At 68.5% G+C, this 26,596-nt stretch carries 24 protein-coding genes; 8 read left to right on the forward strand and 16 right to left on the reverse strand.

From position 1 onward, the window contains the following. The first annotated feature begins 342 nt into the window (after window positions 1-342). Window positions 343-891: a TetR family transcriptional regulator gene (locus B841_RS13460; RefSeq protein ID WP_020935641.1), complete on the forward strand. Its 549-nt coding sequence runs from the start codon at window positions 343-345 to the stop codon at window positions 889-891. 56 nt (window positions 892-947) lie between these two features. Further along, window positions 948-1,289 (forward strand): ArsR/SmtB family transcription factor, encoded by a 342-nt coding sequence (locus B841_RS11390; RefSeq protein WP_020935642.1) that lies wholly within the window; start codon window positions 948-950, stop codon window positions 1,287-1,289. Window positions 1,290-1,367: 78 nt separating this feature from the next. Here the strand turns inward: B841_RS11390 and lysS are convergent, their stop codons facing one another. The 3 genes from lysS to B841_RS11405 all read right to left on the reverse strand — a co-directional run bounded on the left by lysS (window position 1,368) and on the right by B841_RS11405 (window position 5,453). Then, the gene (lysS, locus tag B841_RS11395) at window positions 1,368-2,984 is read right to left on the reverse strand and encodes a lysine--tRNA ligase (protein ID WP_020935643.1); all 1,617 of its coding nucleotides are present in this window, start codon (window positions 2,982-2,984) and stop codon (window positions 1,368-1,370) included. A 150-nt stretch (window positions 2,985-3,134) separates the two neighbouring features. After that, entirely contained in the window at window positions 3,135-4,577 is a 1,443-nt protein-coding gene (locus B841_RS11400; RefSeq protein WP_020935644.1) for an alkaline phosphatase, read from the reverse strand. 222 nt (window positions 4,578-4,799) lie between these two features. Continuing rightward, a complete protein-coding gene (locus B841_RS11405; RefSeq protein ID WP_020935645.1) occupies window positions 4,800-5,453 on the reverse strand; it encodes a DUF6226 family protein in 654 nt (217 codons plus the stop codon). 40 nt (window positions 5,454-5,493) lie between these two features. Between B841_RS11405 and B841_RS11410 the strand changes: the two genes are divergently transcribed. Beyond that, complete coding sequence (locus tag B841_RS11410) at window positions 5,494-6,000, forward strand: DUF456 domain-containing protein (protein ID WP_020935646.1); 507 nt, start codon at window positions 5,494-5,496, stop codon at window positions 5,998-6,000. Between the two features lie 67 nt (window positions 6,001-6,067). On the opposite strand, the gene B841_RS11415 is transcribed toward B841_RS11410, so the two are convergent. Next, a complete protein-coding gene (locus B841_RS11415; protein WP_020935647.1) occupies window positions 6,068-7,240 on the reverse strand; it encodes a globin domain-containing protein in 1,173 nt (390 codons plus the stop codon). A 448-nt stretch (window positions 7,241-7,688) separates the two neighbouring features. Here B841_RS11415 and B841_RS11420 point away from each other — a divergent pair, with 448 nt between their 5' ends. Further along, entirely contained in the window at window positions 7,689-9,785 is a 2,097-nt protein-coding gene (locus B841_RS11420) for a PhoX family protein (RefSeq protein WP_020935648.1), read from the forward strand. Window positions 9,786-9,861: 76 nt separating this feature from the next. Here the strand turns inward: B841_RS11420 and B841_RS11425 are convergent, their stop codons facing one another. The 12 genes from B841_RS11425 to dacB all read right to left on the reverse strand — a co-directional run bounded on the left by B841_RS11425 (window position 9,862) and on the right by dacB (window position 20,992). Then, window positions 9,862-10,683 (reverse strand): pantoate--beta-alanine ligase, encoded by an 822-nt coding sequence (locus B841_RS11425; protein WP_020935649.1) that lies wholly within the window; start codon window positions 10,681-10,683, stop codon window positions 9,862-9,864. Next, entirely contained in the window at window positions 10,683-11,390 is a 708-nt protein-coding gene (locus B841_RS11430) for a 6PGD fold domain-containing protein (protein WP_041631888.1), read from the reverse strand. Before B841_RS11430 ends, B841_RS11425 begins: the two co-directional genes overlap by 1 nt. Beyond that, complete coding sequence (locus tag B841_RS13465) at window positions 11,387-12,610, reverse strand: DUF6779 domain-containing protein (RefSeq protein ID WP_020935651.1); 1,224 nt, start codon at window positions 12,608-12,610, stop codon at window positions 11,387-11,389. The genes B841_RS11430 and B841_RS13465 overlap by 4 nt, the downstream gene beginning before the upstream one ends. Before the next feature lie 9 nt (window positions 12,611-12,619). Beyond that, window positions 12,620-13,087, reverse strand: a complete 468-nt coding sequence (locus B841_RS11440; protein WP_020935652.1) for a DUF3180 domain-containing protein — start codon at window positions 13,085-13,087, stop codon at window positions 12,620-12,622. Further along, the gene (gene folK / locus B841_RS11445; RefSeq protein WP_020935653.1) at window positions 13,084-13,605 is read right to left on the reverse strand and encodes a 2-amino-4-hydroxy-6-hydroxymethyldihydropteridine diphosphokinase; all 522 of its coding nucleotides are present in this window, start codon (window positions 13,603-13,605) and stop codon (window positions 13,084-13,086) included. The genes B841_RS11440 and folK overlap by 4 nt, the downstream gene beginning before the upstream one ends. Further along, window positions 13,605-13,994, reverse strand: coding sequence for a dihydroneopterin aldolase (gene folB / locus B841_RS11450; RefSeq protein ID WP_020935654.1), 390 nt, complete (start codon window positions 13,992-13,994; stop codon window positions 13,605-13,607). The genes folK and folB overlap by 1 nt, the downstream gene beginning before the upstream one ends. Beyond that, the gene (folP, locus tag B841_RS11455) at window positions 13,987-14,853 is read right to left on the reverse strand and encodes a dihydropteroate synthase (protein WP_020935655.1); all 867 of its coding nucleotides are present in this window, start codon (window positions 14,851-14,853) and stop codon (window positions 13,987-13,989) included. The genes folB and folP overlap by 8 nt, the downstream gene beginning before the upstream one ends. 4 nt (window positions 14,854-14,857) lie before the next feature. After that, window positions 14,858-15,451, reverse strand: a complete 594-nt coding sequence (gene folE / locus B841_RS11460) for a GTP cyclohydrolase I FolE (RefSeq protein ID WP_020935656.1) — start codon at window positions 15,449-15,451, stop codon at window positions 14,858-14,860. 8 nt (window positions 15,452-15,459) lie between these two features. Beyond that, complete coding sequence (gene ftsH, locus B841_RS11465) at window positions 15,460-17,964, reverse strand: ATP-dependent zinc metalloprotease FtsH (protein WP_020935657.1); 2,505 nt, start codon at window positions 17,962-17,964, stop codon at window positions 15,460-15,462. Between the two features lie 173 nt (window positions 17,965-18,137). Beyond that, complete coding sequence (gene hpt, locus B841_RS11470; protein WP_020935658.1) at window positions 18,138-18,734, reverse strand: hypoxanthine phosphoribosyltransferase; 597 nt, start codon at window positions 18,732-18,734, stop codon at window positions 18,138-18,140. 22 nt (window positions 18,735-18,756) lie between these two features. Next, window positions 18,757-19,692 (reverse strand): tRNA lysidine(34) synthetase TilS, encoded by a 936-nt coding sequence (gene tilS / locus B841_RS11475; protein ID WP_020935659.1) that lies wholly within the window; start codon window positions 19,690-19,692, stop codon window positions 18,757-18,759. 1 nt (window position 19,693) lies between these two features. Next, window positions 19,694-20,992 carry a D-alanyl-D-alanine carboxypeptidase/D-alanyl-D-alanine endopeptidase gene (gene dacB, locus B841_RS11480; RefSeq protein WP_041631889.1) on the reverse strand — a complete coding sequence of 433 codons (1,299 nt, stop codon included), beginning with the start codon at window positions 20,990-20,992 and terminating at the stop codon, window positions 19,694-19,696. An 82-nt stretch (window positions 20,993-21,074) separates the two neighbouring features. On the opposite strand from dacB, the gene B841_RS11485 reads away from it, so the two are divergent. The 4 genes from B841_RS11485 to B841_RS11500 all read left to right on the forward strand — a co-directional run bounded on the left by B841_RS11485 (window position 21,075) and on the right by B841_RS11500 (window position 26,579). Then, window positions 21,075-21,548: an inorganic diphosphatase gene (locus tag B841_RS11485; RefSeq protein WP_020935661.1), complete on the forward strand. Its 474-nt coding sequence runs from the start codon at window positions 21,075-21,077 to the stop codon at window positions 21,546-21,548. Window positions 21,549-21,827: 279 nt separating this feature from the next. Continuing rightward, the gene (locus B841_RS11490; protein WP_020935662.1) at window positions 21,828-22,142 is read left to right on the forward strand and encodes a rhodanese-like domain-containing protein; all 315 of its coding nucleotides are present in this window, start codon (window positions 21,828-21,830) and stop codon (window positions 22,140-22,142) included. A 73-nt stretch (window positions 22,143-22,215) separates the two neighbouring features. Continuing rightward, window positions 22,216-22,689, forward strand: a complete 474-nt coding sequence (locus tag B841_RS11495; protein ID WP_020935663.1) for a MarR family winged helix-turn-helix transcriptional regulator — start codon at window positions 22,216-22,218, stop codon at window positions 22,687-22,689. After that, window positions 22,686-26,579: a Pls/PosA family non-ribosomal peptide synthetase gene (locus B841_RS11500; protein ID WP_020935664.1), complete on the forward strand. Its 3,894-nt coding sequence runs from the start codon at window positions 22,686-22,688 to the stop codon at window positions 26,577-26,579. The genes B841_RS11495 and B841_RS11500 overlap by 4 nt, the downstream gene beginning before the upstream one ends. Window positions 26,580-26,596: the final 17 nt, after the last annotated feature.

The raw sequence follows: 26,596 nt of genomic DNA on the forward strand, positions 1-26,596 counted from the left end.
ACGCGGGAGGGAGCCGAAACCGTCCCACCTCCAAAACCGGAAGGCGAAAAAAGGGCTGTTTATGCAGGTAGGAGACATGTACGCCGGTAGCGAACAGGGGTTTAGGGGCGACTGACGAGCCCCGGGAAACCCGCAGGTGGGCATCCCGGCGCAGAACCTGCCCGGCGCAGGCGGGAAACCTCTGTTTCCCACCCTCCGATCGACTCGCGCGGGGGCCGTATTCCCAGGTGTCGGAGGCTGTCAGACTGATATGCTATTACCGCAGTAGGTACTGTCAAGCAGAAAGCAGAACCGATGGGCCTCCGCGAGCGACAGCGAGCATTCACCGAGGAAACTATCAGATTGACCGCGGTCCGGCTGTTCTTGGCCCGGGGCTCCGCCGCCACCACGGTCGATGAGATCGCCGCTCTCGCCGGGGTGTCCTCGCGCACGTTTTTCCGTTACTTCGCCACGAAGGAATCCGCCGCGCTGCCGAGTCTGGCCCCCTTCGTCGAGGTCCTCGGCGGAGTGTCGCCCACCGTCGACTCTCTCCCCGGCCTGCTCGCTGACGTAGACGACGCGTTGGCCGGTCTCATCGAGGAGACCACCATCCTCGACGCGGCCGCCTCCCGCGACTTCTTTATGCTCCTCGCCCAGGACACTGCCGTGCGCGACGCCGCCGGGACGTTGCTCATCCGCCTGACCGATCTGTTGCTCGCCACCCTGCGCCGGGCCGCGCCGCAGGCGGACGCCTTGACGCTGCGGCTGGCGGCGGGCCACCGGGTCGCTGTGTTTCAGGCGGTGTGGTCGCACTGGCATTGTGCGCTGCGCGACGCCGGAGGCGACGTGGAGGCGGTGGAGCTGCCCTCGGTCATTTACCGGCGCGCGGTCGCCCTCCCCCGCCAGGCCTGAGCCAGGCGGCTTCAGAGACGGGGCCGCCGCCTCCGTTACGTCGATAAGATGAAGCCATGACCGACCGTCCCTCTCCCTCGATCCCCGCGACGCTGCTCGAACTCGCAGAAGAATGGTCCCCGCTATTTAAATTGCTGGGCGATCCCACTCGGCTGCGGCTGTTGCTGGCCATGCACTATGTGGGGCCCGGCAAGGCCAGCGTCGGCGAACTGGCGGAATTGACGGGTATCCGGGTGCCCACCGCCTCCGCCGCGTTGACCCACATGGCCACGGTCGGCGTGCTCGCGGCGGAGCGGCAGGGCCGGGAAGTCCGCTATTCGCTGGTGGATCAGCACGCCCATGAAGTTCTGCATTACCTCGGCGCCACCCATTCCACGCCCCGCGACCATTCGCACTGATGCGTAGAAGCGTCGGCGGGCCGGCACCGTAGAATCTCGGTGCCGGCCCGCCGACGTCGCCTGTGTGTGGGTTCAGGCCTACTTGGCGCTGTCCTGCTCGCCCGTGCCTTTCTGAACCTGCTTGCTTTCCGGCTTGACGATCGGAAACAGCACCGTCTCCCGGATACCCAGGCCGGTCAGGGCCATCAGCAGGCGGTCGATACCCATGCCGCAACCGGCGGTCGGCGGCATGGCCTGCTCCATGGCGGACAAGAAGTCCTCGTCCAGGACCATGGCCTCCTCGTCACCGCCGGCGGCCAGGCGGGCCTGGTCCTCGAAGCGCTCGCGCTGGATGACCGGGTCGACGAGCTCGGAGTAGCCGGTGGCCAGCTCGAAGCCGCGGATGTAGAGGTCCCACTTCTCGGTCACGCCCGGCTTCTCGCGGTGCTGGCGGGTCAGCGGGGAAGTCTCGACCGGGAAGTCCTTGACGAAGATCGGGCCCTCCAGCTGATCCTCACAGAGCAGCTCCCAGATTTCCTCGACGAGCTTGCCGTGGCCCCAGCCGCCGTCCTTGGGCACGTCCAGGCCGATGACCTCGGCGATGGCCTTGAGCTCCTCGACGCTGGAGTCGATGGTCACCTCGGGCTGGCCCGGGTGCTCGCGCTGCAATGCTTCGTTGAGCGACGGGTACATCTCGATGACGGGCCAGTCGCCGCCGAGGTCGAACTCGGTGCCGTCAGCCCACGTCACGGTGGTGGATCCGAAGACCTGCTGCGCCACGGACTGCACCAGCTCACGCATCAGACGGGCGCCGTCCTCGTAGGTCCCCCACGCCTGGTAGGTCTCCAACATGGCGAACTCGGGGCTGTGCGTGGAGTCGATGCCTTCGTTGCGGAAATTGCGGTTGACCTCGAAGACGCGCTCCAGGCCGCCGACGACCGCGCGCTTGAGGTACAGCTCCGGCGCGATGCGCAGGTACAGGTCGAGGTCGAGCGCGTTCGAATGCGTGACGAAGGGCCGAGCTGCAGCGCCGCCGTGCAGCGTCTGCAGCATCGGGGTCTCGATCTCGTGGAAATCCTGGCCCTCGAGGAAGTTGCGCAGGGCGCGCATGACCTTGATGCGGGTCATGGCGTTCTTACGAGCCTCTTCGCGCATGATCAGGTCGGTGTAGCGGTGGCGGACGCGCTGGTCCTCGTTCATTTCGGCGAAGGCCACCGGCAGCGGGCGCAGCGCCTTGGAGGCCATCGACCAGGTCTTCGCCATGATCGACAGCTCGCCCCGGCGCGAGGAGATGACCCGGCCGCGTACGGAGACGATGTCACCCAGATCCGTGTCGGACTTCCAGGCGGCCAGGGCGTCTTCCCCGACCTCGGCGAGGGAGAGCATGACCTGCAGCTGGGTGCCGTCGCCTTCTTGGAGGGTGGCGAAGCACAGCTTGCCGGTGTTGCGCTGGAACATGATGCGTCCGGCGACGGCGACCTCGTCCTGGGTCTCTCCGCCGGCCTCGAGGTAGGTCACGCCCTCGGCGCCCGCGGGCTCTTCGCCTTCGGCGAGGACGACGTATTTGGCGCGCAGATCCTTCAGGGACGTGGTGCGGTCGACCACGACCGGGTACGGCTCATGGCCTTCGGAGAGCAGCTTGGAACGCTTGTCACGGCGAATCTTCAGCTGCTCGGGAAGGTCGCGCTTGTCCTGGGAATTCTTTGCGTCACTCACGGCTTCTAAGGGTAGCCGATCACCGGGCGGAGACGAGAAGCCGACCGTGTCCGGAAGGAAAGAGCACGGGAGCGGTTCTCGGCGTGTGCCGAGAACCGCTCCTCATCGTGCAGGCTCGCCCGCTGCCGTCACCGGCTCAGGGCGCGCGTATTAATCTTCGTTCCACCACTCGTTGAACGTCAGGTTCGCGACGGTGGTGTTGTCGATGTAGTCGCCGCGGACTGGGTCGGTGCCGGCGACGTTGGCGGCGATGTCCTCGGATCCAGCGCCCTTGTAGAAGAACGGGACCACCTGGTTGGTGTGGTTGCCGGAGTAGTACTCGTGCTCTGGGACCTCACCCGCTCCGCCGTGCAGCGCCTTCCACCCCGGCAGCTCGTCCTGTCCGGAGAGATAGCCGGTTTCGTGGTCCGCGGTGACGATCAGCAGGGTTTCGTCCCAGGAGGAATTCTCCTCCACCCATTCGACGACGACGTCGACAGTGTCGTTGAAGGCCTGGACTTCCTCGATGTCGCGGGCGATGTCGTTGGCGTGGCCCGCCCAGTCGATGGCGCCGCCTTCGATCATGAGGTGGAAACCGTCGTCGTCGGTGTTCAGGGCGTTGAGCGCACCCTCGGACATGGTGGCCAGGTCGATGACGTCGTTCTGCTCGACGTCGTACGGGACCGCCGAAGCGCCGGTGCGGTCATGCTGCAGGGTGGAGGCCACCTGGGCCAGGCCAAAGTACTGGGTGCCTTCCTCGACTTCGCCGTTGGCCAGCGCCTCAAACGCGGCGTCCTCCTCGAAGTACTCGAAATCGGTCTCGCCGGTGGAGGCGGCCGTGAAACCCTCTTCGGAAATGTATCGGTAGTTCGGCTCCGCCAGCAGCTCGTTGTCGACGCCGTAGAGCGGGTGTCCGGCGCCCATGATGACGTCGAGGTCACCGGCGAGCATCTCGTCGGCGATGGCATGGTAATCATTGCGGTCGGCATTGTGCGCGGCCCAGGCGGCCGGGGTGGCGTGGCTGAACGGGACGTCGGAGACGACGCCGGCGGCCTTGCCCTGTGCCTTGGCGCGTTCGGAGGTGTTCTCCATGGCCTCGCCGTCGGAGCTGACGCCCAGGGAGCCGTTGCTGGTCTTCCCGCCGGTGGCCATGGCGGTGCCGGCGGCCGCGGAGTCGGTGAAGTCTTCGTTGACGTAATTGTGGTCGCTCCACGCCCGCAGACCGTCGTAAGAGTTGCCCTCTTGGAAGGTGGCCATCGCCAAGTGGTTCCAGTCGTCGCCCTCGTAGACTTGGACGGCCTCGCCTTCCAGCTCCTCGAGCTGCTCCGGAGCGGCTTCACCCTCGACCTGGTACCTGGTCTGGCCGGACTCGTAGAGGTTGGCTGCGGCGACGTGGTTGTAGCCCATGCCGTCACCGACCATGTAAATGATGTTCTTCGGGCCGCCTGTGCCTTCCTGATTATCCTGGCCCGGGGTGGAGGAGAGCGAGGAGGACGGGAAATTGAGCCCATCACTGCTCTGCGCGTTGGCGACGGGAACCAAAGCACCGGCGAGCACGACGGCGGAGGCGGAAACGGTTGCGACGGTGCGCAGCGCATAAGGGGAAATAGCCATATCAATCCTTTTCTCAAAAAGCCCGCACGGCACAGATGTGGTGCGCGACTGGTCAGCGGCAGGTCGCATCGGCCACACGGCGTGTTGCGATCCAGGATCACGCTAAACCGTGAAAGTGTCCCCGGAATGAACGATTGCTTACGTGTCCGGCAACAGCAGATCAGTTTCAGGAGAACTTCTCGTGCCGACCGTATTTCCTGAACCCGGTTGCCGGTCACTGCCTTAGAACGACATCTTGATCAGCCGACGTGGCGACCAGTCTTGGTCCCACGGCCCGCCGAACACGCCGCGCACCGGCCGCCGCTTCGACGTGGTGCTGCGCGCACCGCTGAAGGAGGTCCGCAGCGTGCGCTGCCCCGCCCCTTCCACCACTTCGAGGGAGCCGTCGACGATGGAAAAGATGTCTTCGTCGATGCCTTGGAGCAACGTTTCGGAACCCATGTCGCAGCCGTCGCAGGCGCAGTCGGGGTGTTCCTGCAGCATGAAAGGCGGATCGCCGACGCCGACTGTCACAAACGTCGCCCCGTGGTTGTGACTGACTTGGAGCACCATGGGCGCCGCCTCCCGGCGCGCGGGCACGAGCACTCGCTGGATTCCGCGGGTCCAGGATGTGGCCCAGCCACGCGCCGTCAGCACGCTTACCCAGGCCTCGGCCCGGGCGGCGACGATCGCGAAGCGTTCCGGTTCGGTGACCCGCTCGTAGATACGGCTGTCCGAGTGGTCGACGTCCGGCGCGGGCCATCCGGGTGTGGCGGCGCCGGTGCTGGCGAAGGCGGCCTCGACGTCGTCAAGCAACGTCACGGCGTCGTCGAGAAGCGGGACGTCGACCCCGTGTTCGCGCGCCATCGCGTTGTGCTCTTCCCACCACGTCGTCATGTGCCCAATCTACGCGCCCGGGCGGTGGGATACTGGCGGCATGGATACGACTGTCTTCGAGGCCATCGCCACCGTCGTCGCCGCGTTGTTGCTGGCGGTCGGCGTGCTGGGCACAGTTTTCCCGATTCTGCCGGGGTCGTTGTTGACGATCGGCACGCTCCTCGTCTGGGCCTGGCTGCTGGGTTCCACGGCGTCGTGGACGGCCGGCCTGATCGGCGTGGTTCTGGCGGTGATCGGGATGAGCGCGTCGCTGATGTTGACGGGGCGCAAGATGCGCCGCGAACGCATCCCCAACGGCCCGGTGGCGGTCGGGGTCGTGGCCGGGGTGGTCGGGATGTTCGTGGTCCCGGTGGTGGGGCTGTTCCTCGGCTTCGCGCTCGGCCTGTTGCTCGCCGAGCTGGCCCGGCGCCGCGACCTCACCGCGGCGGGGAGGACCTCTTGGGAGGCGTTGAAGTCCATGGGGTTGGGCATGCTGATCGAATTCGCCTGCGCCTCTGTGGCAGCCTCAGCGTTCGTGATCGGCGCGGTGGTGCACTTCTTCGCCTGACCGACGCGGCGCCGGCGCCCTCTGGGAGGGGAGACGACGCCACGCGGTGAACGTCGACGAGCAGGCGCTAGTTGACCAGCCAGTCGTTGGGGCTGAACAGCTCGTACCGGATCACGGCCGGGGCCTGATCGGCGGGCAGGGTCTCCAGGTCGTCACGGACGGACTGCAGGAAGGCGCTGCCGCCGCAGATGTAGACGTCGGCGCCGGCCACGTCGTGCTCGCTGGGCTTGAGCATCTCACCGTGGTCGCGGTAGGAGAAGAACACCGAGGCGTTCTTCAGCTGCTCGACGAAGGAGTCTCCCTCCGCCTTCTGCGCCAGGGTGGCCTCGCTCTCGTCGGCGACCAGGCAGGTGATCTTACGGTCCGACTGGGTGCGCGTCAGGTAGGAGAGCATGCCGATGATCGGGGTGGAGCCGATGCCGGAGGAGATCAGCACGACCGGGTTGTCGCCGTCCTCCAGGACCAGGTCGCCGGCGGCGAGCGTGGCCTGAATGGTGTCTCCGGTGTCAACCTTCTGCTTGAGGTGGTTGGACACCTCGCCGTCGGTTTCCACCGCGATGCGGTAGAAGTTTTCGTCACCGGCCACGATCGAATACTGGCGCAGCTGGCGGGCGCCGTCCGGCAGGACCACGCCGATGGAGGTGTACTGGCCCGGGCGGGGCTTCACCAGATCGCCCCGGAGGGTGTAGGTGGTGACGTTTTCGGTCAGCGACTGCTTGTCGGTGACCTCGACTTCGCGGAAGACGTCCCCCGGCTTCACGTCGTCGGAGGCGTAGAGCTCCTCCTCCTGATTGAGCAGGACGTCGGCCATCAGCCAGTAGACGGTGGACCAGGCGTCGGCCACGTCCTCGGTGACGGCGTCGCCAAGGACTTCACCGATCGCGGCCATGAGGTTCTCATGGACGATGGGGTACTGATCTTCGACGATGCCCAGGGAGACGTGCTTGTGGGCGACGCGGTTGAGCATGTGGACCGGATCCGGGGCTTCCGGGTCGACCAGCATGGTGGCGAAAGTCGCCACCGACGCCGCCAACGCCTTCTGCTGGGCGCCAGACTTCTGGTTGCCGCGGTTGAACGTGTCGCGCAGCAGCTCCGGGTGCGCCGTGAACATCCTTTCGTAAAAGTTCCGGGCGATGGTTTCGATGTTTTCGCCGACCGCTGGCAGGGTCGCTTTGACCAAAGCCGCGTGCTCTTCCGAAAGTCGCTGTTCCTTGACCTGGGGTGGGGTGCTGACGTACATGGTTCTCCTCGAGCTCGTGAGCCGTGTGCGGGGCTGTCTTCCTCACCGCAGGCGCCGGTGCGGCGCCTGCGGCCGCCGACACGGCTGCGTTCTTGGCGGCGTCGCCCCCGCCCTGCAGAGACGGAAGCGATTAAGGACGACAATAGCGGTGTTTAATCTTCCCCGCCCACAAAATTTCGCTTTTAAACGGCCTTTACCTAATTAAAGGGGTGACCCAATGGAGGAGCTCAACCTATCGACAATCACACTCAGAGAAATAGATACATCTATCACTCAGTGTAACCAGCAGCCGACGGGGCCGCCACCCCCTTCGCCACACCTTGTCCAGCCAGTTCGCTGAAACGACTTTCCGAATTCAACGACATTTAACCCAGAACGCCCCTGCCCGACACCTGGCCCGCCTACATTTTCCCGTGTCATTAATCGCTTTTACACAGTGGGAGCTTTCGTGTCGCTCAAGGGCCTCAACCTTTTCGCCAATAAATTCATGTCCAGCCGATCCAGCATGACCTGCACCTACAAATGCGGCAACGCCTGCTTCGGCGAGTGCGGAAACCAGTCCGACAACACCTATTTCGGCGACCTGATGTCGCGCCGTTCCGCACTGAAGGCCGGCAGCCTGACCGTCGTCTCCGTCGGCGGCGCCGCCGCCCTGGCCGCCTGCTCCCCCTCCGAAGAAACCGCCGCCGCCTCCTCCTCGGGGTCCTCCTCCGGTGCCGGCTCCACCACCGAGGCGGACGTCGAGTTGACCTCCGTCGAGGGCATGCGGTTCGATCCCGTCGAGATGAACACCGACGACCAGATCACCCTGCCCGAGGGCTACGATCACTCCATCCTCATCGCCTGGGGCGACCCGATCTTCGAGGACGCCCCCGAGTTCGACGTCGACAACCAGAGCGTCGAGGCCCAGGAGCGCCAGTTCGGCTTCAACAACGACTTCGGCGGCCTCTTCGAGCACCCCGAGGACCCGGAGCGCATGGTCTTCGTCGCCTCGCACGAATACACCACCGAGCCGCAGATGCACCCGGGCTATGACGAAGACAACCCGACGGACGAGCAGATCAACATCGGCCTGGCCGCCCACGGCCACACCATCCTCGAAGTCTCCAAGGCCGGGGACACCGGCGAGCTCAAGCGCGAATTCGGTCCGCTCAACCGCCGCATCACCGCCACCACCCCCTTCCGCTTCACCGGGCCGGCCGCCGGCTCCGACATGCTGAAGACCTCCGCGGACCCGGAGGGCACGACCGTGCTGGGCACCCTCAACAACTGCGCCGGCGGCCTGACCCCGTGGGGCACCTACCTCTCCGGCGAGGAGAACATCAACCAGTACTTCGCCAACTCCGCCGACCTGACCGGCCGCGCCAAGGAGGACGCCGAGCGCATCGGCGCCCCGGAGGGCGCGTCGGGCCGTCAGTGGGAGCGACTGCACGACCGCTTCGACATGTCCAAGGAGCCCAACGAATTCCTGCGCTTCGGCTACATCGTCGAGATCGACCCCTTCGACCCCGTCTCCACCCCGGTCAAGCACACCGCCTTGGGCCGTTTCAAGCACGAGGCCGGCAGCATCTACGTCGCCGACGACGGCACCGTGGTCTGCTACTCCGGCGACGACGAGCGCTTCGAGTACATCTACAAGTTCGTCTCCAACAAGCAGATCGTCGAGGGCGACAAGGCCCACAACATGAGCATCCTCGACTCCGGCACCCTCTACGTCGCCTCCCTGAAGGGCAACTCCCCCGCCTCGGAGATCGACGGCTCCGGCCAGCTGCCCGAGGACGGCGCCTTCGACGGCACCGGCACGTGGCACCCGCTGGTCACCGTCCAGGAGGACGGCACCGCCGAGTCCCACGTCGACGGCTTCTCCCCGGAGGAGGTCTGCGTCTACACCCGCCTGGCCGCCGACGAGGTCGGCGCCACCAAGATGGACCGCCCGGAGGACTTCGAGGCCAATCCGGTCGACGGCAAGGTCTACCTCGCGCTGACCAACAACAAGTACCGCGGCGCCGCCGAGGAACGCGACCGCGCGAACTGGGAGGACGCCACCGAGTACGCCCCCGTCCGCGAGAACAAGAACGGGCTGGTCATGGAGATCGAGGACGATCACGCCGGCGAGTCCTTCGCGTGGAACCTGCTGCTGGTCTGCGGCGACCCGGACGAGGCCTACACCTACTTCGGCGGCTTCGACAAGGAGCGGGTCTCCCCGATCTCGTGCCCGGACAACCTGGCCTTCGACACCCACGGCAACCTGTGGATCTCCACCGACGGCAACGCCCTGGGTTCCCACGACGGCCTGTACGCCGTGACCACCACCGGCCCGAACCGCGGCGAGCTCAAGTGCTTCATGACGATGCCCACCGACGCCGAGACCTGCGGCCCGATCGTCATGGACGAGCGGGTCCTGGTCAACGTCCAGCACCCGGGAGAGGCCGATGACTCCACCGTCGAAGACCCCTCGTCGCACTGGCCCGACGGCGGCGACAGCGTCCCGCGTCCGGCGGCGGTCGTCGCCTGGCGCGCCGACGGCGGCCGCATCGGCGTCTAACCCCTGACGACACTGTCGGGGCTCCCCGCAGCAAGGGAGCCCCGGCAGTGCGTCATATACGGCGCGGCGGCGCCGGTCAGCTGTCCTGTTCCGGCTCCAGGTTGCGGAAACCGATGCCGATCGGCAGGCCCACGTTGTCCGTCAGACGCACCCCGCCGACGGTGGCCGCGCCGAACAACCGCGCGTCCCCCTCCTCCGGGGCCCGGCCCAGATCCAGGCCGCGCAGCTCCACGTACTCGGGCGTGACCCCGGCGGCGTCCAGCACGCCGTGCACGGTCTCCAGCACCCGCTCCGCCCCGTGTTCGGCGGCGTGCGCGCCGGCCGTCAACGCCGCGGACAGCGCCAGCGCCTGCTCCCGGGCGTCTTCGTCGACGCCGGCGTTACGCAACGAGATCGCCAGCCCCTCCGAGGTGCGCACGGTGGGCACGCCGTGCAGCTGCACGGGCAGGTGGAGATCCGTGATGGCCTGCTGCAGCGCCACGACGGTCTGGTAGTCCTTCTCCCCCACCACCACGTCGGAGGGGTGCAGCACGTTGATCAGGCTGACCAGGCGGGTCAGTTCACGGCCGATCACGGCCGCGGGCTCCATCCCCACCTCGAGCGGGGTGATCGTGGTGCGCATGCCGCCCGGCCACAGCTGGTCGCCGCGGTAATGCCAGACGGCGTCGACCTGCTCCTCGGCGAAGTCCTCCGGGATCGTCTCACCGGTCCAGGCCACCACGACGAGGGTGTTGCGCAGCCGCTTGGCCGCGCGGATCAACGCGATGTGACCGGCGTGCAGCCCCTCGTTGAGCGGCACCAGGGCGACGGGGCGACCGGTCTTGTTCATGGCGCGGCCGAACTGCCCGGCGCCGTCCACGGAATCGAGGACGTGTGCCTGTCCTGGGGTGAATACCATCATGTCTCCTTCTGTATTGCCCACAATTCAGCGTCGTGGGCGCTTTTCTGCTGGGCGGTGCGCCGCACCAATTCCCGGAACACCCGGGCCAGCCCAGGGTCCTCGATGCCGGCGTGTTGGGCGTCGACGCCGCCGGGCCCGTCGACGTCGGCCAACAGACCGTGCCGACGTCCCCCCGCGTCGACGATCTCGCGGGCGGTCTCGACGTTGCCGAGGGCCTCCGCCAACATCGTCGTCGCATCCCGGCGGACGGTCTCCACGAAGCTCAGGTGGGTGCGCGCGGCCGCCAGGCGGGCGCGCTGGGTGTCGGGCACGGCCCGACTGGCGCCGCCGAGTTCCCCCACGAGCAATTCGACGATGGTCTCGCCGAGTTCGTCGGTGGCGGCGGTCACCCACAGCTCCGGCGTCAGCGGGTGGGCGGCGGCCACGACGGCGCCGTGGGTTTCCACGTCGTCGAGCACCTGGACGCCGTAGCCGAGGCAGGTGTGCAGGTAAATTTGGCCGCGGCGCGCCTGCGTCGACAACTGGCGCACCAGGTCCGGCAGGTCGGTCTCCCGCACGGACAGCACGATGAGTTCGTAGTCGGCGGCCTCTTCCGGATCGTGCAGCGTCGTGACGTCATGGCCGACCCCGCGGAGACTCTCGGCAAACTTCGTGTCGTCCGTCTCGTCGATGAATGCGCCCACCGTCAGGCGGGGAGCCCTCATTGCCCCTCGTCCTCGTCATCCCGCTGCTTGGCCCGGGCCAGCAGCTCAGCGACGGAGATGCCCTGGTTGTTCTCGCGGCGGCGCCGGCCACCCGAATAATCCTCGTCCTGCTCCGCCGCTTCGGCCGTGGCGGCCTCCGCTTTCTGCTCGGGCTTCTGCTTCGGAGCGGGGGCCGGGGTCTGTGCCGGGGCCTGTTTCTGTGCCGGAGCCTTCGGCGCCTCCGCCGGGGACGCCTGCTCTGACTGGTCAGACTGGTCGGCCTTCGTGCTCTTGCCTTTGAGCTGTTCCTTGTCCTTTTTCACCGCCGGAGCGTCCTTATCGTCCGCGTACGGGAAAGGAACCGGGCTCTTCTTCGGAGTCTTCGCTTCCGGCGCGGCCGGGGCCTGCGGCGCGGCCGGGGCTGGAGCGTCCGCAGCCTGCTTCTTCTCCGCCGGCTTCCCCTCCGGCTTCTCACCGGACTCGGTGGCCTTCTTCGCCTGCGCCGCCTCCTCTTCCTTGCGGCGGGCGTTTTCCGTGATGATCGCGGACAGCGGGTTCAAATCCGCGGTGCGCGGGCTCGGCTGGCTGCCCAGCCGGCCGGCGATCGCGTCGAGGCTGGGCGCCAGCGGCGTGTCATCGAACTCGGGCAGCTCGTCGACCTCCGCTTCCACCGGCTCATCCGGCTTTTCTTCCGACGCCCTGCTCAGCGCGTCGATACGCTCCTGGGTGCTCGCGTACGCGCGGGCCTCGAGCTCGATGATGCGGCGGGCCTCGGCGCGCAGGGCGGCCGGTTCGAAGCCGAACTCACGGCCGCTGAGCTCCTCCAGCTGAGAGCGCACGACGGCGAGCTCGCGCTTGATCTCCTCGAGGACCTCCAGGTCCGCCGGGGACGGCGCGGCGGCGGCCTTCGCCGCGGCGGCCTCCGCCTCGTACTTGGCTTTCTCCAGCTCGGCCTGCAGGGTCTGCTCCCGCAAGGCGAGTTCGTCCTTCGCCGAGCGGGCCTGGTTACGGTAACGGCCGACGAGGATGAACCCGATGACCGCCGCCCACAGTGCGGCGATCAGCGCGAACTTCAGCGCCGTGGCACTGTCGGTGAGCAGCATGATGACGCTGGCGACGATCGCCAACACCACCAGCACAGCGAGCCACAGCTGGCCCCTGTCCTGCTGCGCGAGGCTCCAGCCGCCGTCGGTGCGCTCGGCGGTGGGTTCAGTGCGCTGGTCGCCCGTCCCTGAAGTCATGGGTCTACCTTAACCAACCCGCTCGCCGTCCGTGGGCGGCGGTGTCTCGCAATGTCGTTCGAGATACAGCGCCGCCGCGGCCAACACGATCCCGCCGAGCAACGAGGTCAGCACTCCGGGCAGGTCCTGCGCCGCGGCGACGAGGTCAAAGGCGTTCGGCACCACGTAGGTCGCGATCCCCAGGTAGGCCCCGGCCACGACCGCGCCGGTCCAGGCCGACGCTTTCGCCAACACCAGAAACAGCGCCACGGTCATGGGGTCCAGCTGGCTGCGGTCCAGCCCGATGGCGCCGCCGTCCATGGAGGACTTCACCTTGCGGGCGGCGGCGAAGCAGATGATCGCCATCATCCACAACGTGATGGACACGCCCCAGTGGATCGGCACGAAATTTCCGTAGAACCCCCAGGTCACGATGCCAGTGGCCGCGGCCAGCACGACCCCGACGACGACGAGCCCGACGACCGGGGTGCGGGTCACCGCCCACTCACCCCGACGTCCGGCCCGCCGGTCAGGGTGCCGACGGGGCGGATCTCCGCGACCTCGGCCGCAGCCAGCTTCTCGACGAGCGCGGCCACCCGCCGCCCACGCAGCGTCGCCGCCGGATCGGCGGCCAACCACGGCACCAGCACAAAGCCACGCTCGTGGGCGTGCGGGTGCGGCAGGGTGAGCTCCGGGTCGTCGCTGAGAATCTCGGCGCCGTCGTCCAGCACCTGGACGACGTCGACGTCGAGGGTGCGCGGCCCCCAGCGGCGCACCCGCACCCGTTCCGCGGCGTCCTCCAGCCGCTGGCCGCGGCGCAGCAGCTCCAGCGGGGTGCCCGCGACCTCGACGACGAGCACGGCGTTGAGGAACTCGTCCTGGTCCGTCACCCCCCACGGCGGGGTGGCGTACACCGGCGACTCGGCGACGATCTCCGCCGCGAAATCCTCCGCGACGGTGCGCAGCAGCGCCCACCGGTCGTCCATGTTCGACCCGACCGACAACACCGCGCGCATCAGGCGTTCCTGAACCGCGGGCGATTCTTGCGCGAACGCCGCGCCACGACGGCCACGTCCGCAAACGGCAGCGGAATCGGGGCGTGCGGCTTGTGGATGGTCACCTCGACCGCGTGCAGCGGGTCGTAGTGCTCCAGGGCGGAGTCCGCGATCTCCCCGGCGACGGTCTCGATGAGCTCGCGTGGCGGGCCGGTGACGATCTCGTGGGCCAACTCCGCCAGCTCCGCGTAGTTGACGGTCTTGGTCAGATCGTCGTCCCGCGCGGCCTCGGCCGTGTCCAGCCAGCAGGTCACGTCCACCGTGAACGTCTGTCCATGCAGCTTCTCGTGCTCCAGCACCCCGTGGTAGCCGTAACAGACCAGCCCTTTAAGTTCGATTCGGTCAGCCATGACAATCCTTTCCTCCGGTGTTCCAGGCGGCGGCCACGTCGACCGCGTCCCGCGACGACGGCACGTCGTGCACCCGCACGCCCCAGGCGCCCTGATGCGCCGAAATGGCGGTGACGGCGGCGGTCGCCGGATCCGCGTCCACCGGCGACGGCTTAAGGCCGCGCGCCGAGCGCACCTCCGCCAAAAAACGCTTGCGCGACGCACCCACCAGGATAGGGAACTCGCCGGCGATGAACTCCGGCAACGCCTGCAGCAACGACCAGTTGTCCTCCCGGGTCTTGGCGAAGCCCAGCCCCGGATCCAACACGATGTTGTCCTTGTCCACCCCGGCGGCCAGCGCCTTGTCCACCAGCTCATCCAGCACCCGGTGCACGTCGGCCACGACGCCGTCGCCGTGATCCGCCGCGCCGGAGGCCTCCGCGAAGGCGGCGCCGGCCACCGTGCGCCAATGCATCAGACACACCGGCAGATCCGTCTCCGCCATGACGCGGTACATCTCCGGATCCGCCAGCCCACCGGAGACGTCGTTGATCATCGACGTCCCCGCCTCCGCCGCGGCCCGGGCCGTCGCCGCCCGCATCGTGTCCACCGACGTCGGAATGCCCTCCTGCGACAGCGCCGCAATCACCGGCGCCACCCGACGCGCCTCCAACTCAGGGTCGACCCGGGTCGCCCCCGGACGCGTGGACTCGCCGCCCACGTCGATCATGTCGGCGCCGTGGGCGACCAGCTCACGGGCGTGCGCGATCGCGTTGTCCACCTCAATCCACTTGCCGCCGTCGGAAAAAGAATCCTCGGTGACGTTCACGATGCCCATCACCAGGCACCGCCCCTGCACGGTCAGATCACGAACCCGCATGCCGCTAACTCCTAATCAGGCTGAGGACCTCGGCGCGCGAGGCCGCCGAATTCTTGAACCCGCCGCGCACCGCCGACGTCGTCGTCATCGCGCCGGGCTTGCGGATGCCGCGCATGGCCATGCACAGGTGCTCGCATTCGATGACCACGATGACCGACTGCGCGTCCAGCTTCTCCACCAGCGCGTCCGCGATCTGCGCCGTCAGACGCTCTTGGACCTGCGGGCGGCGGGCGTAGAGGTCCGCCACGCGGGCCAGCTTCGACAGGCCCGTGACCTTGCCGTCCTGGTTCGGGATGTAGCCGATGTGCGCCGTGCCGTAGAACGGCACCAGGTGATGCTCGCACGTGGAGTAGATCGGAATGTCGCGCACCAGCACGAGCTCCTGATGGCCTTCGTCGAAGGTCTTGTTCAACACCGCGGTGGGCTCCTCGTGCAACCCGGCGAAAGTCTCCGCGTAGGCGCGGGCCACCCGCGCCGGGGTCTCCAGCAGGCCCTCCCGGTCGGGGTCTTCGCCCACGGCGATGAGCAGCTCACGGACGGCCGCCTCGGCGCGTTTCTGGTCGAATCCCTCGGGCAGGGAACGCTCGGTGTCGGACATGTGCTCGGTCACTCCTTGGTGGTGGGCGAATCAGGGTCCTGCGGCGGGCGCGGGGAGGCGTCCGGCAGCTTCAGGTCGGGGTCGTCCGCGGCGTCCAGCGGGTCGATCACGCGCGGAATCTGCGTGGTCTCGTCGTCGCTCGGAGTCGGGGTCTCCGGGTGCTCGGGACGTTCGTGCTCGGGCAGACGGAACCCGATCATCGGCTCGTCGCGCTGCCCGTTTTTCTTCTCGTCCGGCTCGGACTCGCTGTCCTGCGGCGACTGGCCCGGCGCATAGTTGCGCATGCCGGGGTGTTCGCGGGAGGCGGTGGACCCGCCCTCGGCCTGGTGCGCCGGGGGCTGCTGCTGCGGCGTGTTCTGCGGCGGCCAGCCCGGCACGTGCCAGTCGGCGGGCGGCGGGGTGTCCCCGTAGTGGCCGGGGGCCGGGGCGGCGCTCGAGCCGGGGCCGGGCCCCTGGGCCGGGGCGGGGGCGTCTGCGCCAAGCGGCCGGGCTGCGCCGGCGCCCTTGGCTTCCAGTTCCGCCTGGCGGGCGGCGCGGGCCTTCTTGGAGGCCTCCAGCAGGCTCATGCGCTTCGGGGGTTCCTCGCCGCGCTCGCGGGCGAGTTCCACCGGGGTCTTAACCGGTTCGCGGCCTTCCTGGCGCGGGTAGCTGGACGGGTCGTCCGGGTAGAGGTCGCCGATGGGCTGCGGTTCGATGCCGTCGAAGAGCGCTTCCAGGTCGGGGCGGCGCAACGTCTCCTTCTCCAGGAGTTTCTCCGCGAGGGTGTCCAGGTAGTCGCGGTGCTCGGCCAGGATGTCGTAGGCGCGGCGGTGGGACAGGTCGATGAGGTAGGCGACCTGGGTGTCGATCTCGGCGGCGACCTCCGGCGAGTAGTCCAGTGTGCCGCCTCCGCTCATGCGGGAGAACGGGTCGCCGTTTTCTTCGCCGTATTTGACGGTGCCCAGCTGCGGGGACATCCCGTATTCGGTGACCATGGCGCGCGCGATCTTGGTCGCCTGCTCGATGTCGGCGCTGGCGCCGGTGGTGGGTTCGCCGAAGACGACTTCCTCGGCGGCGCGGCCGCCCATGGCGAAGACGAGGCGGGCGAACAGCTCGTCGCGGTTGTACATGCTCTTGTCGTCGTTGCCGGCGATCATGGAGTGCCCGCCGGTGCGGCCGCGGGCGAGGATGGTGACCTTGTACACCCGCTCGATGTCCTGCAGCGCCCAGGCGGCCAGGGTGTGGCCGCCCTCGTGGTAGGCGGTGACCTTCTTTTCCTGCTCGGAGATGATCATGCTGCTGCGGCGCGGCCCGCCGATCACGCGGTCGGTGGCCTCCTCCAGCGCGTCGGGGGTGATGACGTTGCCGCCGATACGGGCGGTCAGCAGGGCGGCTTCGTTGAGCACGTTGGCCAGGTCCGCGCCGGACATGCCGGCGGTGCGCTGGGCCAGGGCGTGCAGGTCGACGTCCGGGGCCAGGGGCTTGCCCTTGGCGTGGACGTTGAGGATCTGCTCACGGCCGGCGACGTCCGGGGCGCTGACCGGGATCTGGCGGTCGAAGCGGCCCGGGCGCAGCAGCGCCGGGTCGAGGATGTCGGGACGGTTGGTGGCGGCGATGAGGATGACGCCTTCGCGGTCGCCGAAGCCGTCCATCTCGACGAGCAGCTGGTTCAGGGTCTGCTCGCGCTCGTCGTGGCCGCCGCCCGTGCCGGAGCCGCGCTGGCGGCCGACGGCGTCGATCTCGTCGATGAAGATGATGCAGGGTGAGTTTTCGCGGGCCTTCTTGAACAGGTCGCGCACGCGGGAAGCGCCGACGCCGACGAACATCTCGACGAAGTCGGAGCCGGAGATCGAGTAGAAGGGCACGCCCGCCTCCCCGGCGACGGCGCGCGCCAGCAGGGTCTTGCCGGTGCCGGGCGGCCCGGAGAGCAGCACGCCCTTGGGGATCTTGGCGCCGAGCTGTTCGTAGGGTTCGGGGTGGCGCAGGAAGTCCACGACCTCCTGCAGCTCGTCGACGGCCTCTTCCGCGCCGGCGACGTCTTCGAAAGTGTTGGTGGGGTTGTCTTCGGTGAGCTCCTTGGCCTTGTTGCCGCCCATGCCGAACATGCCGCCCGACTGCATCCGGGTGAGGAAGAAGAAGAGGAGCCCGAAGAGGATGAGCATCGGCAGCAGGAAGCCGAGCATGCTCATCAGGAAGCTGTCCTGGGTGACCTCGGTGGTGTAGCTCTCGGCGCCGGAGTCGCGGACGGAGCTGAAGACCTGGTCGGTGGCCCGGGCCGGGTACTGGGCCATGACCTCCTCGACGTCTTCGGTCTCATCGACGGTGATCGGCTCGCGCAGGGTGAGGCGGACGCGTTGTTCGCGGTCGTCGATCTGCGCTTCTTCGACGTTGCCGCCGTTCAGTTGCTCCATGGCGACTGACGTGTCGACGCGCAGGTAGCTGCGGGTGTCGTCCGTCAGCGTCGTGAAGATGAAGAGCACGACGAGGAAGACGGCCGCGCCTAGGCCGATCTGGAGGATTCTCTTGTTCTTCATAGGTACAGCTGCCTGGTCGTGACGCCGGAGCCGAACACCTTTCGTCTAGTTAGTCGGGGAGGGACGGGGTAAAGCAGGTGCCTCTTCATAACGCCGCGCGGCGTGTTTTCGTTCCCCCGCCCTGATCTCAGAGGGCGGTGCACACCCTCCGAAAGTTGGTGACTGCCCGAAGTCTAGTTGTCGCTGTACACGCGCGGCTGCAGGGTCCCCACATACGGCAGGTCACGGTAACGCTCCGCGTAGTCCAAGCCGTATCCGATGACGAATTCGTTGGGGATCTCGAAGCCGACGTCGGAAAGCTCGACGGCGACGGTCTGCACCTCGGGCTTGCGCAGCAGGGTGACCACCTTGAGGGACTTCGGGTTACGGCCCTGCAGGTTGCGCACCAGCCAACTCAAGGTCAGGCCGGAGTCGATGATGTCTTCGACGATGACCACGTTGCGGCCTTCGATGTCGCGGTCCAGGTCCTTGAGGATGCGCACGACGCCGGAGGAGTTGGTGGAGTTTCCGTAGGAGGACACCGCCATGAACTCCAGCTCGGAGGGGATGGACAGGGCGCGGGCGAAGTCGGTGAGGAAAAATACCGCGCCCTTGAGCACGCACACCAGGATCAGTTCGTTGTCCGGGCCGGACTCGGCGCGGTAGTGGTCGGAAACCTTGTCCGCCATCTCCTGCACCCGCTGGGTCAGCTGCTCTTCGCTGATGAGCACTGACTCGACGTCGTCGCCGTAGCGGTGCGGGGGAACGTTGAAATCCTTGGTGTCGTGCATGAGGTTATCTCCTAAAAGTCGCCTAGTCCGAGGCCTTCGGAATAAGTGTCAGTTTGCCACCTACCCGGCGCACTTCCAACCGTGCCCCGCCCACGCCGCCGACGGCGACCCCGCCTTGGCCGCGCCAGTCGACGCACAACGCCTCCACCGCGGCGACCGTGGCGGCGTTGACGGCGCCGCCGCGGGCGTGCAGCCACGCGGTGATGCGCCGCCGCCGCAGGGCCGTCGGCTGGGCGGCGAGTTCCGCGCAGTCGTCGGTGGGTGCGCCGGCCAGCTCATCCAACAGCGCGTCGTCCTCGGCGAGCTTGTCCGCCCCGGCGGCCAGCGGGACGACCGGGTCCGCGCCGGTGATCTCCGCGAGCAGATCCATGACCCGGGTGCGCACGGCGACGCGTCGAAAAGCGGGGTCGTCGTTGTGCGGGTCGGACCAGGGCCGCAACCCGAGCTCGCGGCACGCGCCGACGGTGTCCGCCCGGCGCACCCCCAGCAACGGCCGGTGCACCTGACCCGAGACCGCACGCATGCCGGCGGGGTTGCCGCGCAGCGCGGTCAACAGCAGGGTCTCCGCCTGGTCGTCGCCGGTGTGGCCCACCAGGACGGGACGCCCGACGGCGGCCTCGCCGAGCGCGGCGTACCGGACCCGGCGCGCGGCGGCCTCCATGTTCTCCCCGCGCGGCACCTCGACGGGGCGGATCTGCGCGGCCATCCCCATCCGGGCGGCTTCGGCCGCGGCGGCGCGGGCGACGTCCCCGGAACCCGGCTGCAAGCGGTGGTCGACGATCAGCGCCTCGGCGGGGACCCCCTCGGCGGCGCAGGCGGCCAGCAGCGCCAACGAGTCGGGCCCGCCGGACAGGCCGACCAGCACGTCGCGCCCACGGTAGGGGCGCAGCGCGCGGCGGCAGGCCAGCAGGTGCGGGCTGACGCGCGGGACGGTGATCTCGCCGATGGTCGGGGGCATCTCAGGCGGTGCGCAGGACGGAGGCGAACTCGTCGAGCGCACGGCGCACGGCGAGGGCGTCGCCGCCGTCATTGGACAGCAGGGCGAAGGTGTAGACGCGGCCGGAGTCGCCGATCACGGTCCCGGCGAGTGCGTTGGTGCCGGTCAGGGTGCCGGTTTTGGCGCGCACCCAGGCGCGGCCGGGCAGGTCGGCGTACCGGTCTTCCAGGGTGCCCACGCCCCGGGCGACGGGCAGGGTGCCGAGCAGGGGGCGCAGTTCCTCGCCGGTGGCGGCGTCGACGAGCACGTCGTCGAGCAGGGCGGGCGGGATGAGGTTGCGGTCGGAGAGGCCGGAATTGTCGACGAGCGTGACCCCGGAGACGTCGAAGCCCTGCTCCGCCAGCGCGTCGAGGGTGGCGTCGGTGGCGCCGGCGAAGCTGGCTTCCGCTCCGCGGGCGGCGGCGATTTCGCGCCCGATGGCCTCGGCCATGACGTTGTCGGACCACTTCACCATGTGCTCGAGGCGCTCCCGCAGCGGCGGGGACTCGACGCTGGCCACCACGGTCGCCTCCGTCGGGGCCGTGACCCCGGTGACCACGGTGGCGCCGAGGCGATCAGCCAGCGCCTGGGCGACGTCGCGGGCCGGGGTGGGGCTGCGCGGGACGTCGCCGGCGGTGGCGCCGATCCGCGCGCCGTTGAGCATGACCGGCTCCATGGGGGCGATGTAGCCGGAGGCGACGTTGTCGGGGTCCCAGCTGTCCAGGTAGCTTTCCCCCGCCCACGCGGAGACGTCCACCGCGACCTGGGCGTAGGTCTGCCCGCTGTCGGCGATCTGGGCGGCGAGGTCGTCGACGTCGTCCTGATCGAGCCAGACGTCGCCGGCGGCCTTGAGCACCAAGGTGTCGCCGTCCGCGGCGGGGACGGCTTCGGTGGTCAGGGTGTGATCGGCCGGCAGAGTGTGGATCGCGGCGGCGGCGGTGAGCACCTTGGTGGCCGACGCGGGGGTCAGCGCCGTGGCGGAATCGGCGTCCCACACGGTCTCGCCGGCGGTGACGTCGGTGACACGGCCGTGGATGACGCCCAGCACGGGGTCGTCGGCGGCGGCGTCGAGGGCGGCGGCCAGGGCCTGGTCGTCGACCGGCGCCGGCGACTGCTGCGTCACCGGCAGAAGGGAGCGCTGCGGGTCGGCGAGGGAATAGGCCTCGCCGTGGTCGAGGTCGGAATAGCGGCCGTGGATTTCCACGCCGAGGACGGCTGCGCCGGCGACCGTCACGCCCAGCACAACGGTCATGATTCCCGCCGTCACGTTCTTTGCCTGCATGTGTGTCAGACTAGCGCCCGGCGCCCCGGCTACGATGTAGGAGTTCCTTCCTTTCCGTAGCCGATCACCAAGGAGATGCACCGTGAAGGTTGAAGTCACCGTCGAGATCCCGAAGAACTCGCGCAACAAGTACGAGATCGACCACAAGACCGGCAAGGTCTACCTGGACCGTTACCTGTTCACCCCGATGGCGTACCCGGCCGATTACGGGTACATCGACGAGACCCTCGGCGAGGACGGCGACCCGATGGACGCCCTGGTGATCACCCCGGAGCCGGTGTTCCCGGGCGTCATCGTCAAGGCGCGCATCGTCGGCGTGTTCAAGATGACCGACGAGGCCGGCGGCGACGACAAGCTGCTCTGCGTCCTCGACGACCCGCGTTACGACGACTTCCAGGACATCGACGACGTCTCGAAGTTCACCCGCGACGAGATCGAGCACTTTTTCCTCCGGTACAAGGATCTGGAGCCGGGCAAGCACGTGCAGGGCTCCGGCTGGGGCGACAAGGCCGAGGCCGTCAAGATCTACGAGGAGTCCGTCGAGCGCTTCAAGTAAGCGTGCCGACGCCCGTGTGATCACGGCGCCGCCCGTTCGACCTGGGTGCAGGTCGGACGGGCGGTTTTTGCCTTCTCCGGCGGAAACGCCGCCTGACGCCTGTTCGGTTTCTCTGTCGCAGCAGGCTTCGCCCCCGTTACCCCATAGGCGTAACCCCATAGGCGTCGGTTTTCCTGGCTAAAGCGCGCAAAAACCCGTCCTATGGGGTTACGCCTATGGGGTAACAGCCGAGAGGCGCCCGGTATCGGCCCGGAGGGGCATTCTGGCAGACTCGACCCCATGAAAAACATCACCGTGACCGAAATGGCCGAGATCCACAAGCAGAACCCGGACGTGCAGTTCATCGACGTGCGTGAAACCGATGAGTACGCGGAGGTGCACGCCGCAGGGACCGTCAACATCCCCATGAGCGAAATCATCGGCCGCCTCCACGAAATCGACACCAACGAAGAGGTCTACGTCATTTGCCGTTCCGGCGGGCGCTCCCTGCAGGTGTGCGAATACCTGCAGTCCACGGCCGGCGCGGAGCACCTGGTCAACGTCGAGGGCGGCACGCTGGCGTGGGTGGCCTCAGAACTGCCGACCGAAAAGTGAGTGGGCTGACCAATTAATGGGCGCGGGCCTATGATTTGAATGTGTAACGGTGGGAAGAATACCATCGCCTACCATGCCGACACATTCTCTCATCCCCGTGACCCTGCTGGAATCCCCCTCCTTCCAACTTGAGCGGCTGCGTCGCCGCACCCGCGAGGAGGTCGAAGACGCCCTGGCCGAGCGCCGGACCACCCTGCGCGAATACTGGGTGCTGACCTGCCTGATTTCCGCGACCGCCTCCTCGCAGTCTGCGCTGTCCGAGGCCCTGGCCATCGACGCCTCCGACATGGTGCGGCTCATCGACGCCCTCGAGGAGCGTGGCTGGGCCAAACGCGAGCGCGACGCCCAGGACCGCCGCCGTCAGATCGTGGCCGTGACGAAGAAGGGCCAAAAAGCCCACGGCGATCTGGTTGACCTGGTCACCGAAGCCGAAGACCGGGCCCTGGACGCGTCCACGAATAAGCAGCTGAAGCATCTGCGCAAGCTGGCCTCCTCCATCCTCGCCGCCGAGGAAGAAGCGGCCGGGGAGGATCCCGCACAGCCGTGACCGACCCGCTCGAACCGCAATTCTTACGCGGCCCGTACGCCCCGGCGCCGCGCACCCTGTACGACGTCCTGGCCACCACCGCCGCGCGCCACCCCGACGCCGCCGCCATCGACGACGGCGACGACGTCCTGACCTATTCCGAACTCATGGCCGCGGTCCACGTGTGGGCCGATGAGCTGCACGCCAACGGCTTGCGCCGCGGCGACCGCGTGGGCGTCCGGATGACTTCCGGGCACAAAGAGCTCTACATCGCCATCCTCGCGACTCTCGCCGCCGGCGCCGCCTACGTCCCCGTCGACGCCGACGACCCGGACGAACGCGCCGAACTCGTCTTCTCCGAGGCCGGCATCCACGCCGTCTTCACCGACGACGGCTTCCGCATGCTCACCCACCGCACCCATGACGGCCGCGTCGACGTCGAACGCCCCCACCTGCAGGACGACGCCTGGATCATCTTCACCTCCGGCTCCACCGGCAAACCCAAGGGCGTGGCGGTCTCCCACCGCTCGGCGGCCGCGTTCGTCGACGCCGAGGCAGAACTCTTCCTCGTCGACTCCCCCGGCGGTCCCCTGGGCCCCGAGGACCGTGTCCTGGCCGGGCTGTCCGTCGCCTTCGACGCCTCCTGCGAGGAGATGTGGCTGGCTTGGGGTCACGGCGCCTGCCTGGTTCCGGCGCCACGTACGCTCGTGCGCTCCGGCATGGATCTAGGGCCCTGGCTGATCCGCCGCGACATCACCGTCGTTTCCACCGTCCCGACCCTGGCCGGCCTGTGGCCCGCCGAGGCCCTCGACCACGTCCGCCTGCTGATCGTGGGCGGCGAGGCCTGCTCCCAAGAACTCGTGGAGCGTTTGGCCACCGAGGACCGTGAAATGTGGAACACCTACGGGCCGACCGAGGCGACCGTCGTCGCCTCCGCCGCGCGCCTGTACCCGGGGCAGCCCGTCGGCATCGGCACCGCCCTGGCCGGCTGGGACCTGGTCGTCGTCGACGAACGCGACCAGCCCGTCGCCGAGGGCGAAGTCGGGGAACTCGTGATCGGCGGCGTGGGCCTGGCCCGCTACCTCGACCCCGAGAAAGACGCCGAGAAATACGCCCCCATGCCGTCCGTCGGCTGGGAGCGCGCCTACCGCTCGGGCGACCACGTCCGCCTGGAGGCCGACGGTCTTTATTTCATCGGACGGGTGGATGACCAAGTCAAGATCGGCGGCCGCCGCATCGAACTCGGTGAAGTCGAGGCCAACGTCGCCGCCCTGGACAACGTCTACAACTCCGCCGTCGCCGTCCAAAAGACCGGCGCCGACCAGAACGTGCTCGTCGGCTACGTCTCCCTGGCCGATCCGACGGTCGAGTTCGACCACCGCGCAGCCACCGAGCGGCTCGCCGACACCATGCCCGCGGCGCTGGTGCCGCGCATCCACGTCATGGAAGAACTGCCGATCCGCACCTCCGGCAAGGTGGACAAGAAGGCCTTGCCCTGGCCGTTGCCGGACGTGGGCGTGGCCGCCGGACTGAGTCCCACCGAGGCGTGGCTGGCGGAACTCTGGGTCGACGTGCTCGGCGTGAGCATCGACGGCCCGGACGCGGACTTCTTCTCTCTGGGCGGCTCCTCCCTCGCGGCGGCCACCCTCGTCGGCCGCATCCGCGACCGCGTGCCCACCATGTCCGTGCGCGACCTCTACGACCATCCGCGCCTGGGCGCACTCGCCGAGCGCGTGGCGGTCGTCGCGGCAGAGGCCGGCGTCGACTTAGAGACCGACGAGCAGGTCCCCGAGCGCGCCGTCCGCCCCGTCGGAGCCGGCGCCCGCATCGCACAGTCGCTCTTTCAAGTGGTCGCCGCCACGCTGCAGGCCGCCACCTGGGTGTCGTGGCTGCTACTGATCAGCAACGTCGCCGCCGCACTGGACCTCAGCTGGGCCGTGCATACCCCGTGGTGGATCGTCGCGACGGTGCTCGTCGTCTTCGGCACCCCCATCGGCCGCATCCCCATCGGCGCGTTCGGCGCCCGGCTGCTCACCGCCGGGATCGCCCCGGGCGAGTACCCGCGCGGTGGCGGCGCCCACCTGCGCATCTGGGCCGCGGAACGGTGGGCGGACGCCTCCGGCTCTCGCGGCATCGCCGGCGCCACCTGGGTCAACGGCTACGCTCGCCTGCTCGGCGTACGCCTGGGCAAGGGAGTGGACCTGCACACCTTGCCGCCGGTCACCGGCCTATTGACCATCGAGGACCATGCCGCGGTCGAGCCGGGCGTGGATCTGACGGGTTATTGGGTCGACGGCGACGTCCTGCGCGTCGGGGCCATCACCATCAAACGCGAAGCCCGCATCGGCGCCCGTTCGCACCTGCTGCCGGGCGCCGTCATCGGTGAACGCGCCCACGTCGAGGCCGGTTCGACCGCCACCGGCCGCACCCCCGTCAAGGCCGGTTCCCGCTGGTCGGGCTCGCCGGCGGCGAAGGTCGGCCGCTCCAAGCACCGCTTCCCGGACGCCCACCCGCCGCGCCGCCCCTACTGGGTCATGTTTTACGGGGCGACGTCGATCGGCCTGGCTCTGCAACCGTTGGTCGCGCTCGCCCTCGGCGTCGCACTGGTCGTCTGGCTGCTGGAGGCGACCGGCGGCAACGCGCTGATCGGCGCGATGCTGTTCGCCCCGCTCGGCGCGCTGCTGGCGTTCGCCGCGTACATGTTCATGACCTGGCTCGGCGTGCGCGTGGTCTCCCTCGGCCTGCGGCCGGGCGTGTTCCCCGTGCGCTCCGCCCAAGGCTGGCGGCTGTGGACCGTCGTCCGGCTGCTTGACGACGCCCGCACCTACCTCTTCCCACTCTACGCCGGCCAGCTGACCCCGCTGTGGTTCCGCTCCCTCGGCGCGAAGATCGGCCGCGGCGTCGAGATGTCCACCGCGATCATGGTGCCGAAGCTCGCCGAGGTCAAAGACGGCGCCTTCCTCGCTGACGACACCCTGGTCGGCGGCTACGAGCTCGGCGGCGGCTGGATGCTCGCCGGCGACACGAAAATCGGTCGCCGCTCCTTCGTGGGCAACTCCGGCATCACCGGGCCGGGACGCAAATTGGCGAAAAATTCCCTGGTGGCGGTGCTGTCCTCCACCCCGAAGAAAGCCAAGTCCGGCTCCAACTGGTGGGGCAGCCCGCCGGAGCGCATGCGCCGCGTCGAAGTCACCGCCGACGGCGGCGAGGACCGCACCTACCGCCCCGGGACGAGCGTGAAAATCGCTCGCGGCGCCATCGAGACCCTGCGCCTGCTGGCGCCGATGACCTCTGCCATGTTGCTGGCACTGGTGCTGGGCGTCTTGCAGACCGTCCACGTGGCCTACGGCTTCGGGTGGATGTGGCTGGCCTCCGGACTGACGCTCATCGCCGCCGGTCTGCTCGCCGTGCTGATCACCGTGGTGGTCAAGTGGGTGTGCGTGGGCACCCACCGCCCCGCGGATCACCCCCTGTGGAGCTGGTTCGTGTGGCTCAACGAGCTGCAGGACGCCTTCGTCGAGGCCGTCGCCGCGCCGTGGTTCTTCAACCACACCCTGGGCACCGGCGAGCTGAACGTCGCCCTGCGCATGCTGGGCGTGAAGATCGGCCGGGGCGCCTGGATAGAAACCTACTGGTTCCCCGAAACCGACCTGTGCACGGTCGGCGAGGGCGGCACCGTCGGCCCCGGCACCGTCGTGCAGACGCACCTGTTCCAGGACCGGGTCATGAGCCTGGACCACGTCACCGTCGAAGCGGGCGCCACCTTGGGCGCCCACTCCGTGGCGCTGCCGGCCGCCGTCATCGGCCGGGGCGCGAGCATCGGTCCCGGTTCATTGGTCATGCGCGGCGATCAAGTGCCGGCCAACACCGACTGGCAGGGCAACCCCATCGAGCCGGTGCCGCGCGCTTAGCTCGGCCGGGGCCTCCC

This window comes from Corynebacterium maris DSM 45190, from assembly GCF_000442645.1.
Classification (GTDB): Bacteria; Actinomycetota; Actinomycetes; order Mycobacteriales; family Mycobacteriaceae; genus Corynebacterium; species Corynebacterium maris.

Coding starts and splice junctions, on each gene's coding strand:
- B841_RS11390 (WP_020935642.1), top strand. CDS start 948: ATGACCGACCGTCCCTCTCCCTCGATCCCCGCGACGCTGCTCGAACTC.
- B841_RS11400 (WP_020935644.1), bottom strand. CDS start 4,577: ATGGCTATTTCCCCTTATGCGCTGCGCACCGTCGCAACCGTTTCCGCC.
- B841_RS11405 (WP_020935645.1), bottom strand. CDS start 5,453: ATGACGACGTGGTGGGAAGAGCACAACGCGATGGCGCGCGAACACGGG.
- B841_RS11410 (WP_020935646.1), top strand. CDS start 5,494: ATGGATACGACTGTCTTCGAGGCCATCGCCACCGTCGTCGCCGCGTTG.
- B841_RS11415 (WP_020935647.1), bottom strand. CDS start 7,240: ATGTACGTCAGCACCCCACCCCAGGTCAAGGAACAGCGACTTTCGGAA.
- B841_RS11425 (WP_020935649.1), bottom strand. CDS start 10,683: ATGGTATTCACCCCAGGACAGGCACACGTCCTCGATTCCGTGGACGGC.
- B841_RS11430 (WP_041631888.1), bottom strand. CDS start 11,390: ATGAGGGCTCCCCGCCTGACGGTGGGCGCATTCATCGACGAGACGGAC.
- B841_RS13465 (WP_020935651.1), bottom strand. CDS start 12,610: ATGACTTCAGGGACGGGCGACCAGCGCACTGAACCCACCGCCGAGCGC.
- folK (WP_020935653.1), bottom strand. CDS start 13,605: ATGCGCGCGGTGTTGTCGGTCGGGTCGAACATGGACGACCGGTGGGCG.
- folB (WP_020935654.1), bottom strand. CDS start 13,994: ATGGCTGACCGAATCGAACTTAAAGGGCTGGTCTGTTACGGCTACCAC.
- folP (WP_020935655.1), bottom strand. CDS start 14,853: ATGCGGGTTCGTGATCTGACCGTGCAGGGGCGGTGCCTGGTGATGGGC.
- folE (WP_020935656.1), bottom strand. CDS start 15,451: ATGTCCGACACCGAGCGTTCCCTGCCCGAGGGATTCGACCAGAAACGC.
- ftsH (WP_020935657.1), bottom strand. CDS start 17,964: ATGAAGAACAAGAGAATCCTCCAGATCGGCCTAGGCGCGGCCGTCTTC.
- hpt (WP_020935658.1), bottom strand. CDS start 18,734: ATGCACGACACCAAGGATTTCAACGTTCCCCCGCACCGCTACGGCGAC.
- tilS (WP_020935659.1), bottom strand. CDS start 19,692: ATGCCCCCGACCATCGGCGAGATCACCGTCCCGCGCGTCAGCCCGCAC.
- dacB (WP_041631889.1), bottom strand. CDS start 20,992: ATGCAGGCAAAGAACGTGACGGCGGGAATCATGACCGTTGTGCTGGGC.
- B841_RS11490 (WP_020935662.1), top strand. CDS start 21,828: ATGAAAAACATCACCGTGACCGAAATGGCCGAGATCCACAAGCAGAAC.
- B841_RS11495 (WP_020935663.1), top strand. CDS start 22,216: ATGCCGACACATTCTCTCATCCCCGTGACCCTGCTGGAATCCCCCTCC.